The sequence below is a fragment of the Aeromicrobium sp. genome, from assembly GCF_050700635.1.
Taxonomy (GTDB): domain Bacteria; phylum Actinomycetota; class Actinomycetes; order Propionibacteriales; family Nocardioidaceae; genus Aeromicrobium.
In genome coordinates this window covers 1-8602 of record NZ_JBOHDT010000133.1, presented here as the reverse complement: position 1 = coordinate 8602, position 8602 = coordinate 1, and the positions used below count along the sequence as shown (strand labels likewise).

The window sequence follows — 8602 nt, the reverse complement described above, 5'->3', positions numbered from 1 at the left end:
GGGTCGTAGCGTCGCCGGCCGCCCTGCTGGCGGGCCAGATCGATGAGCGGTTGCAGCGCGTCGGCGGCCTGTGGGTGCAGCGGGATGCTGCGTTCGGCGTATCCCTTGCCGACCGGGATCCGCAGCCGCGGGTGCCCGTCGGGGTAGGTGTCGAGGCAGTCGACGGCGAGGCGGCGGATCTCGTCGCGCCGGGCGCCGCTCCAGCGGGCCACGATCAGCGCCGCCCGCTGATAGGGGTTGGGCAGCTGCTCGACGGTGGTCATCAGCTTGGCGAGTTCGTGGTCGGGGATGAACCGGGGCAGCGGTTTGGGGATCTTCGGGATGTCGCCGCGGGTGAACAGCACCCGTGCCGGGACGTCGTCCCAGCCCCAGGCGGCGGTCTCGGTCACGAACCGGGTGATCAGCGTGACCACGGTTCGCCGGTAGCTGATGCTCAGCGGGGCGCCGGTCTGTTGGTTGGTCTGCGTGCCGAGCCAGCGCAAGAACTCCTCGGCGTGCTCGCGGTGCAGGTCGGCCAGGCTGGCCATCTCCGGATGCGACTGGGTCATCCAGGTCACCAGGCGGCGCAGCGCGTCCCGGGCGTGGCGCACGGTCTGTGGCCGGTCGACTTGGCCGAGGTCGAAGAGCAACACGTGCACCGTGTGCAGGCGGGCGATCGCCGAGCGCAGGTACCCGTCGGCGACCTCGGCTGGAGGTCGTTCGTCCGGCGCCCGGGAGTAGAACTCTCCCACCGGGTCCAGGCGCAGCCGGGCGGTGAAGGCGTCGATCGCGGTGCGGAGCTCGTCGAGGTCGTGCACGCCCAGCGCGGTCAGGTCCGGGTCGCCGCGGTGCAGCAGCATCCGGCCCAGTGGCCAGACCAGTTGCGTGCGTGCCGTGGCGTAGCCGAGCTCGGTGAGCCGGGCCACGTGCCGGTCGAACCGGCCGGCGTCCACGCCGAGGCCGCCGTGGCGGGCCTGGAGCTTGAACGGGCTGGTGAACGTCCGGGCGAGCAGCACCGGGTAGTCCAAACCGACACCATGCACCAGCGACAGGTAGGTCAGGTAGAGCATGATCACGCCCGCGCCGCCGTGCGGATGCTGCCCGCGCACGCAGTTCTCCTTGTCCAGCAGCCGCTGCCGCAGCGGCGCATCGAACCAGTCGTGCAGCACCGGCCACTGTTCGACGAACCGGTCGTTGTTCTTCATCCGATCCCAGCGCGACGCGTAGCTGGTGCAGTGCTGCTCCACCCACTCCTGGTAGGTGGCCCGGTCGGCGTGCATCCGCGGCACCACCATCGGTTCCGGTGCGGCGGTCAGGTGCCGCGCGGGACCGGACGTGGTCACGACCGGTCCCGAAGCGCGTGGTCGTAGTCGGCGAGCACCTGCTCGTCGGAGACTCGGGTGTAGATGCGGACCGACTCCGGCGAGGCGTGTCCGAGCCGCTTCTGCAAGGCCAGCTCCCGCATCCCGCCCTCCCACATCGCGGTCGCGTGCGTGTGCCGCAGCGCGTGCGGGGTCTTGTCCGGGCTGCGGATCCCCAGCCGGTCCAGGCGGCGGGCGAACCCACGCACCACGGCCTGGTAGCTCAGCGGCTCACACCGACGCGTTCCGGTGCCGCCGACCAGGAACACGAACGGGCTCTCCGCGTCCAGCGGGCGTTCGTGGAGCACGTAGCGGTTGACCGCGTCCAGCGTGCGCGGCTCATGCAGGTCCACGACCCGTTCGCGGCGTGCCTTCGCCCGGGCGCCACGAGGGTGGTCATCGCGCTTGCGGACGGTGACTCGCCGGCGCCCGTAGGAGATGTCGTCAAGCTGCAGACACAACGCCTCGCCCCGACGCAGCCCGCCGTCGAGCATCAGCAAGACGATCGCCAGGTCGCGCATCGTCGTCAGGCTGGCCAGCAGTGCGTCGATGTCCTCGCCGCTCATCGGCCGCGGCAACCGCAGCGGCAGCCGGACCCGCACCGTGCGGCGGATCGGCTGCTGACGGCTCGCAGCGCCCACGAAGGGCTGGTGGCGCTCCGGCACCCGGCCCAGTGTGTGGTCGATCCGCCGTTGCATCGGGTTCTCGCCGGTCGTGTACTGCTCGGCCGCGATCGCCCAGTCGAAGAAGCTCGACGTCGCGGCAAGCACACGCTGGACTGTCGCCGGCGACAGCAGCCGGCCCTGTTCGGTCGCCACCGTCAGGCCGAGGCGCTGCGCCGGCCGTCGCGACGGCACCCGGCGTAGGTAGCCGAGGAACTCCAGTGCGGTCGCCGGACGGAAGTCGTTCCAGCCCAGCGACCACTCGGTCAGGAACAGGGCCAGGTGCCGCAGGTCGTAGCCGTAGGCGCACACTGTGTTCGGGCTGTACCCCGCGTCGAACAGGTGGGAGAGGAACCGATTGACCGGTGCCACCTCGTCACCGGCGTCGTCGACCAGCATCACGCGACGTACGATGCCGCCCTCGCGCTGCTTGACCACCCTCACATCGGCCTCCCTCGTCGAGTTCAGCGCATCAGGCCACACCCTCGTCTTGGGGAAGTTCGCTGCACCGGCGTGTCGAGATAACAGAGACTTCCGCGACTGCCGCCGTGCAATCGATGGCGGAGGTCTCACCTGCCAGAACGGGTGCGCCACCCGAGGGGCTCGTGGTCCGGCGCGGATTTTCGCGTCTTCTCGGCGACGAACGCGAACTTTCGCACCCGCCCGTCCCGCAGCCAGTCGCTCCAGAGCCGGTGGGCGGCCAGCAACTCATCCACGGCACGGCGTCCGAGGTGGCCGGCGATCGCTGACTGCTCGGCGGCGAACGCATCGAACAGCGAGTCGACCATCACCCGGTGGGGTCGGCTGCACTCCTCCACCCAGCGAACCTGCAGCCCGACACCCTCCAAGCGGGAGAGCAGGTGCGGCAGGGGCCACAGCCACACCGTGTCGGCGTCGGGCATGCTCTCCCGCTCCACCTCCGTCAGCGGTTGGCCTTCCTCCACGGTGAACGCGAACCGCCCGCCTACCGACAGCGCCGAGGAAATCTCGCGCAAGAGCGTCTCCTTGTCTGCGAAGGCGAGCATGGTCTCCAGCAGCAGCACCACGTCGAACGGGCCGGGAGGAACCGGCGGGATCCGAGCGACCTCGAAGCGACACGGGAGGTCGGCAGCGCGCTCGCGCGCGATGTCAATCGCACTGGCGCTCGAGTCCACGCCGAGGTAGCTGCATCCGAGCTCGGAGGTGATGAACCGTCCGGGCCCGGCCACTCCGCAGCACAGGTCCAGCACCGAGACTCCCGGCGCGATCCCGGCCCGGGCGGCCAAAGAGAGGATCTCCGGGCCCCGCATGAAGCTCTCCTGGTCGACGAACTCACCCGGGGGGTACGCCGACAGGCGGGCTCGCCCCAACGCCTGGTCGAAGGAAACGCGCTCGTCCTGCTTCATGGCCGTTGCAGGCGAAGGGGAACCGATGGACCGGTGAGCTGGGCTCGCCCTTTGAACCGGTGGCGCCACAACCACAGCACGTCCCGGCCGAACGACTCGGTCAGCAGCGCAAGCGCGAGAGCCAGTGCGGCGTACGCCAACCCGCGGGGCGCGACCGAGGCTGCCGCCAAGGTCAGGACGATGCCTTGGGTCGCGGCCACCACCTTGCGCCAGTTGCGAGGCGGCAGCTGCCCGCGCAGCCAGGGCAACCCCAAGCCGGCCACGGCGAACGCGTAGCGTGCCGCGCCGATCGCCAGCACCCACGCGGCGAACTCACTCGCGACGTACACGCTGAGGATCAGGATCAAAAACGCGTCGACCTCGCCGTCGAACCGCGCGCCGAACACCGACTCCGTGCCCGTGCGCCTCGCGACCCTGCCGTCGACTGCGTCCAGCACGAGGGCGACGACCGTTATTGCGACGAGGGTCGGTACGGCCGCCCGCTGGACGAACGAGTCCGCGACCAGCGCCGCCACGCCGCAGGCAATCGCGGCACGGGTGAGTGTCACCAGGTCGGCCGGTCCCAGGGCCCTGGCGCCACCGCGTGCTACCGCCGAATTCATGACAAAACCGCACGTGAGTCCGACGCCCCAGCCCTCGGCACTGAGGCCGACTGTCGTCTCGAGTGCGGCCAGCAGCGCGACGAGTACGGCCGAGCCGACGGCCAGGCCGTATCGAACCGTGACCACCGCGCCTCCCACATCTCTCTTACAGTTCCTCTACGAGCGTTGCTAGGGTTCGGTTCACTGGAGGCGGTGAACGGCCTGTGGGAGATGGCGAACCGGTCCGCGCCAGCTCCGAGTGGCTCACGATGCGGGAGCCAGCCGACGCGAGAGCGCGGGCGACGGAGCTCGTCGACATGATCCGGCCCTACCTGTCCACCGACGGCGAGACGGAGATCCACGACCTCGGTTGTGGCACCGGGTCGATGGCTCGCTGGCTCGCCGCACAGCTTGCCGGACCCCAGCGGTGGGTCTTGTACGACCGGGATGCCGAGTTGCTCGGCCTCGTCGCCGCGAGCTCACCGGACGAGGCCTCCGACGGTGCCCCGGTGACCGTCGAGACTCGCCGGCGCGACATCACCCGGCTGGACCCGCGAGAGCTGGCCGGCGCATCGCTCATCACTGCATCTGCACTTCTCGACATGATGACCGCGGAGGAGCTCCGACGACTGGTCGCCACCTGGGCCCGGGTGGGCTGCCCTGTGCTCATCACCCTCACCGTCACCGGTCGCGTCGACCTCTCGCCGGCCGATCCGTCGGACCAGTGCGTCGCCAACGCGTTCAATGCCCACCAACGACGCGCCACCGGCGCAGGAAGGCGACTCGGCCCTGATGCGGTCGGCGCGGCGCTGGACGAGTTCACCCGGCTGGGCCTCGACGTCGTGGTTCGACCAAGCCCATGGCGGCTCGGCCCTCAGCAAAGCGAGTTGGCGGCGGAGTGGTTCACCGGTTGGCTGGCCGCGGCATGCGAGCAACGACCCGACCTGAGCGCCGTGGCGCCCTTGTACGCTCGACGACGCTTGGCCGAGGGAGCCGCCGGCCGCCTGTCCGTCACTGTGCACCACCAGGACCTGTTGGCGCGGCCGAGATGAGGCTGGTCCCGGTGAGTCCCGAGCCGAGGCCGAACGCGCTCCACTCCGCCAGGCAGTGTTGAATCCTACGCCGGCTGCAGGTCCACATTGCGCACGCGCGAACGTCCTGACCTGCCGCTGTCTGCGAACAGGCCGGCCCACTCGGTGAGTCCGTGGCACTGTCGGCGCGTCGTTCTGGGAGCCGGAATGAAATTCGCGGCCTTCAAATCTCGCAGTCTCAGGAGATGAGCGTCGCGCGCTGTTGGTGGGGTAGCCCGAAGAGCTGGTGCAGTGCTTGCGCGCGCTTGAAGACCAGGTGGGCGTCGTGCTCCCAGGTGATCGCGATGCCGCCGTGCAGCTGGATTGTCTCGGCCGCGACGGCCATGGCGGATTCGGCGCTGTACGACGCCGCGGCGGCGGCCAGCCGGTCGGCGTCGGGTGCGCCGTTGACGTGGGCCTGGATGGCGGCCCAGGCGCCCGCGCGGGACATCTGGACCCGGACCAGCATGTCGGCCATCCGGTGCTTGAGCGCCTGGAAGGAGCCGAGGGGTCGGCCGAACTGCTCGCGCTGCTTGGCGTACTCGACCGTCATGTCCAGGCCGCGCTGGGCGCAGCCGACCTGGAGGGCTGCGGTCGCGAGGGTGCCGACCCGGTGCGTCGTCGTCAGCAACGATGTGGCGTCCAGGGCGATCGGTTCCGCGTGCACGCCGTCGAAGTCGAGCTCGGCGAAGCCGAGGGTCGGGTCCATGCCGGACACGCGCGTGCGGCTCAGGCCCGATGCCGTCGGGTCGACGCTGAACAGCCCGACCCCGTCGTGCGCGGCAGCGACGAGCAGGATCTCGGCGACGTCGCCGTAGAGCACCGGGGAAGCCGACCCTCGGAGAACGCCGTCCTTCCAGGTGACCCCCACTCGTGCGTCGGGAGTGCCGGTGATGCCGGACCAGGCGACCGTGGCGACGGCACCCTCGGCGATGCGGGGGAGCAAGTCGGTCGGTTGTCCTTTCGACAGGCTCAAGGACCGAACTAGCGCCGCGCTGGTGATGAAGGATGCCAGCAGCGGGGACGGCGTGAGTGCGCGGCCGAGCTCCTCGAGCACGACGTGGGTCTCGGCGAGGGTGAAGCCGGCTCCGCCGCGCTCCTCCGGGATGGCCAGGGCGGCGACGCCGATCTGGCCGCAGAGCGTCGCCCATAGGTCGGTGTCGAACCCGGCCGGCTGCTCGATCGCGCGCCGGACCGCCTGGCTGTCGGAGCGTCGGTCGAGCAGGGCGCGCACGGCGCTCGCGAGCTCGGTGTGCTCCCGGGTGGGGACGAGGTCGGTCATCGGGCGTCCAGGAGGTCGGTGAGGAGGCGGTCCCGGTGGAACGCCGTCGTGCCCCACGCCGACTGCAGCGCGCGGATGCGGAGCAGCCAGAGGCTGAGGTCGTACTCGTCGGTGTAGCCGATCGCGCCGTGGACTTGCAGGCCGACGCGGGCAGCGAGGTCGGCCGCTTCTGCGCTCTGGATCTTCGCCGCCGAGACGGAACGCGGCGTCGGGTCGACTGCCGCGCCGAAGACCAGCGGCCGCGCGAAGTCGAGCGCGATCCGCACGTCGGCCAGCTGGTGCTTGATCGCCTGGTACGAGCCGATCTCTCGGCCGAACTGCTTGCGCTGCTTGGCGTAGGCGACCGTGTCGGCCAGAACCCGCTCGCCGAGGCCGAGCAGCTGGGCGGAGGTCGCCAGCGCCGCGAGCTCGAAGGCTGCGTCGAGGTCGCCGTGATCTACCGGGTCGCCAGCATCGACCTCGAACAGGTGACGTGACCCATCGACCGACGCCACCCGGTCGGCAGCCGTTGCTGTGAGCAGCCCGGTGCCGACGACGTAGACCCCGTCGGTGACGTCGGCGTCGAGCGCATACGGCACGTCCGGCGGTGCTGCCACGGTGGCCCGACGCTCGGAGAAATCTTCGTCGGGAAGCGCGATCGGCAGGTACGCCGCCGACTCGACCCAGGGGCCGGGGACGGCGTGACGGCCGAGGGCCTCGAAGGCGACGCACACCTCGACCGGCGTGGCCTCGGTGGCGAGGACGGTCACCCCGAGGTCGGCCAGGCGGGACCACAGCTTCAGGCCGGGCTCGTGGTCGCCGTTGGCCCAAGCCCGGTTCACAGCCGGAGTGTCGGTCTTGGAGAGCAGGTCGTGGAGGGAGCGGGCGAAGCCGGTCTGCTCGTCGGTCAGCACGAACCTCATCCCCGCACCTCCCGAGGGAGGCCGAGGATGCGCTCGGCGACGATGTTCCGCTGGATCTCGTTGGTGCCCGCGTAGATCGGTCCGGACAGGGCGAACAGGTAGCCATCCGTCCATGGCGACGCGACCTCAGCCTCAGGGCCAAGCAGATCGAGCGCGGTCTCGTGGAGGGCGACGTCGAGCTCGCTCCACCAGACCTTGTTCACCGAGCCGGCCGCGCCGATGTCGCCCCCTCCCGAGTCAGCACTGGCGGCGAGCTGGGTGACGGTGCCCCAGGTGTAGAGGCGGTAGGCCTCGGCCCGGACCCACGCGTCGACCACGGACGTCGAGAGCGCCGGGACCGGTGCGTCGGCGTACAGGTCGAGGAGACGGTCGGCGGCGGCACAGAAGCGGCCGGGCGAGCGCAGCGACAACCCGCGCTCGTTGCCCGCGGTGCTCATCGCTACCCGCCAGCCGTCGCCGGGCTCTCCGAGCACGTCGGCATCCGGCACGAAGACGTCGTCGAAGAACAGCTCGGCGAAGCCGGCCTCGCCGTCGAGCTGTGCGATCGGCCGCACCGTCAGGCCGTCGGCGTCCAGGGGGAAGCAGAAGTACGTCAACCCGCGGTGCCGCTCCTGCTCGGGATCGGATCGGAACAGCCCGAACCCCTGATGCGCGTAGGCCGCGCGCGACGACCAGGTCTTCTGCCCGTTCAGCACCCAGCCGCCATCGACGGCCTTGGCGGTCGCACGCAGTGACGCGAGGTCGGAGCCGGCCTCGGGCTCGGACCAGGCCTGAGCCCAGATCCTCTCCCCGGTCGCCATCGACGGCAGCCACCGTTGCTGCTGGTCAGCTGTGCCGTGGTCGAAGATGATCGGCGCGAGCAGGAAGATGCCGTTCTGCGAGACGCGACCGGGAGCACCCGCGCGGTTGTACTCCTCCTCGAAGATCACCCACTCGATGAGAGAGGCGCCGCGGCCGCCGAATTCCTCGGGCCACGAGACCACGGACCACCGCTCATCGGCGAGGCGTCGCTCCCACTCCTGGTGGGCGGCGAATCCCTCGGCGGTGTCCATCGACGGCAACGCCTCCGCCGGGACGTTCGCGGCCAGCCAGGCACGCGCCTCGTCCCGGAAGGCGAGCTCGTCGGGAGTGAAGTCGAGGTTCACCCTTGTTCCCCATCCCCATGTTGTCGAGCCTTCTCGGCCATCGACTTGGCGTCGAGCCCGCCGAGCGAGTCCTCGGACGTCTCGGCGTTGTGGGCGTGCGCGAAGTGGTGCAGGCCGAAGACGGAGTCCATGCCGGCCCGCATGCCCTGCAGATCCTCGGCCTGGTTCACGGCCTTCTTCGTCAGGGCGAGGCCGAAGCGGGGCATCTCCGCTATCCGGCCGGCCAGCGCCAGCA

Annotated in this window: 8 protein-coding genes and 1 pseudogene; 1 reads left to right on the top strand and 8 read right to left on the bottom strand. The window is 70.5% G+C overall.

Going from position 1 to position 8602, the window contains the following annotated elements; all coding sequences use genetic code 11:
- The 4 genes from ACRDPN_RS10485 to ACRDPN_RS10470 all read right to left on the bottom strand — a co-directional run.
- On the bottom strand, positions 1-1322 hold a 1322-nt coding region (locus ACRDPN_RS10485; RefSeq protein ID WP_431447396.1), incomplete at its 3' end, for a tyrosine-type recombinase/integrase.
- Complete coding sequence (locus ACRDPN_RS10480; RefSeq protein ID WP_431447395.1) at positions 1319-2446, bottom strand: tyrosine-type recombinase/integrase; 1128 nt, start codon at positions 2444-2446, stop codon at positions 1319-1321. The genes ACRDPN_RS10480 and ACRDPN_RS10485, both read right to left, overlap by 4 nt.
- 125 nt (positions 2447-2571) lie before the next feature.
- Positions 2572-3387, bottom strand: a complete 816-nt coding sequence (locus ACRDPN_RS10475) for a class I SAM-dependent methyltransferase (RefSeq protein WP_431447394.1) — start codon at positions 3385-3387, stop codon at positions 2572-2574.
- Entirely contained in the window at positions 3384-4115 is a 732-nt protein-coding gene (locus ACRDPN_RS10470; protein WP_431447393.1) for a CDP-alcohol phosphatidyltransferase family protein, read from the bottom strand. The genes ACRDPN_RS10475 and ACRDPN_RS10470 overlap by 4 nt, the downstream gene beginning before the upstream one ends.
- Positions 4116-4237: 122 nt before the next feature.
- On the opposite strand from ACRDPN_RS10470, the gene ACRDPN_RS10465 reads away from it, so the two are divergent.
- Positions 4238-5020, top strand: a complete 783-nt coding sequence (locus tag ACRDPN_RS10465) for a class I SAM-dependent methyltransferase (protein ID WP_431447392.1) — start codon at positions 4238-4240, stop codon at positions 5018-5020.
- A gap of 217 nt (positions 5021-5237) precedes the next feature.
- On the opposite strand, the gene ACRDPN_RS10460 is transcribed toward ACRDPN_RS10465, so the two are convergent.
- From ACRDPN_RS10460 to ACRDPN_RS10445, 4 genes and pseudogenes are all read right to left on the bottom strand, one after another.
- Positions 5238-6320, bottom strand: a complete 1083-nt coding sequence (locus tag ACRDPN_RS10460) for an acyl-CoA dehydrogenase family protein (protein WP_431447391.1) — start codon at positions 6318-6320, stop codon at positions 5238-5240.
- Complete coding sequence (locus ACRDPN_RS10455) at positions 6317-7222, bottom strand: acyl-CoA dehydrogenase family protein (protein ID WP_431447390.1); 906 nt, start codon at positions 7220-7222, stop codon at positions 6317-6319. The genes ACRDPN_RS10460 and ACRDPN_RS10455 overlap by 4 nt, the downstream gene beginning before the upstream one ends.
- Positions 7219-8367 (bottom strand): acyl-CoA dehydrogenase family protein, encoded by a 1149-nt coding sequence (locus tag ACRDPN_RS10450; RefSeq protein WP_431447389.1) that lies wholly within the window; start codon positions 8365-8367, stop codon positions 7219-7221. The genes ACRDPN_RS10455 and ACRDPN_RS10450 overlap by 4 nt, the downstream gene beginning before the upstream one ends.
- Positions 8364-8602, bottom strand: a pseudogene (locus ACRDPN_RS10445) (hypothetical protein); the annotation flags it as partial. The pseudogene ACRDPN_RS10445 and the gene ACRDPN_RS10450, both read right to left, overlap by 4 nt.

Bases quoted from the DNA above. Each gene is read 5' to 3' on its own strand.
- ACRDPN_RS10475 (WP_431447394.1), bottom strand. From the start codon at position 3,387: ATGAAGCAGGACGAGCGCGTTTCCTTCGACCAGGCGTTGGGGCGAGCC.
- ACRDPN_RS10465 (WP_431447392.1), top strand. From the start codon at position 4,238: ATGCGGGAGCCAGCCGACGCGAGAGCGCGGGCGACGGAGCTCGTCGAC.
- ACRDPN_RS10460 (WP_431447391.1), bottom strand. From the start codon at position 6,320: ATGACCGACCTCGTCCCCACCCGGGAGCACACCGAGCTCGCGAGCGCC.
- ACRDPN_RS10455 (WP_431447390.1), bottom strand. From the start codon at position 7,222: ATGAGGTTCGTGCTGACCGACGAGCAGACCGGCTTCGCCCGCTCCCTC.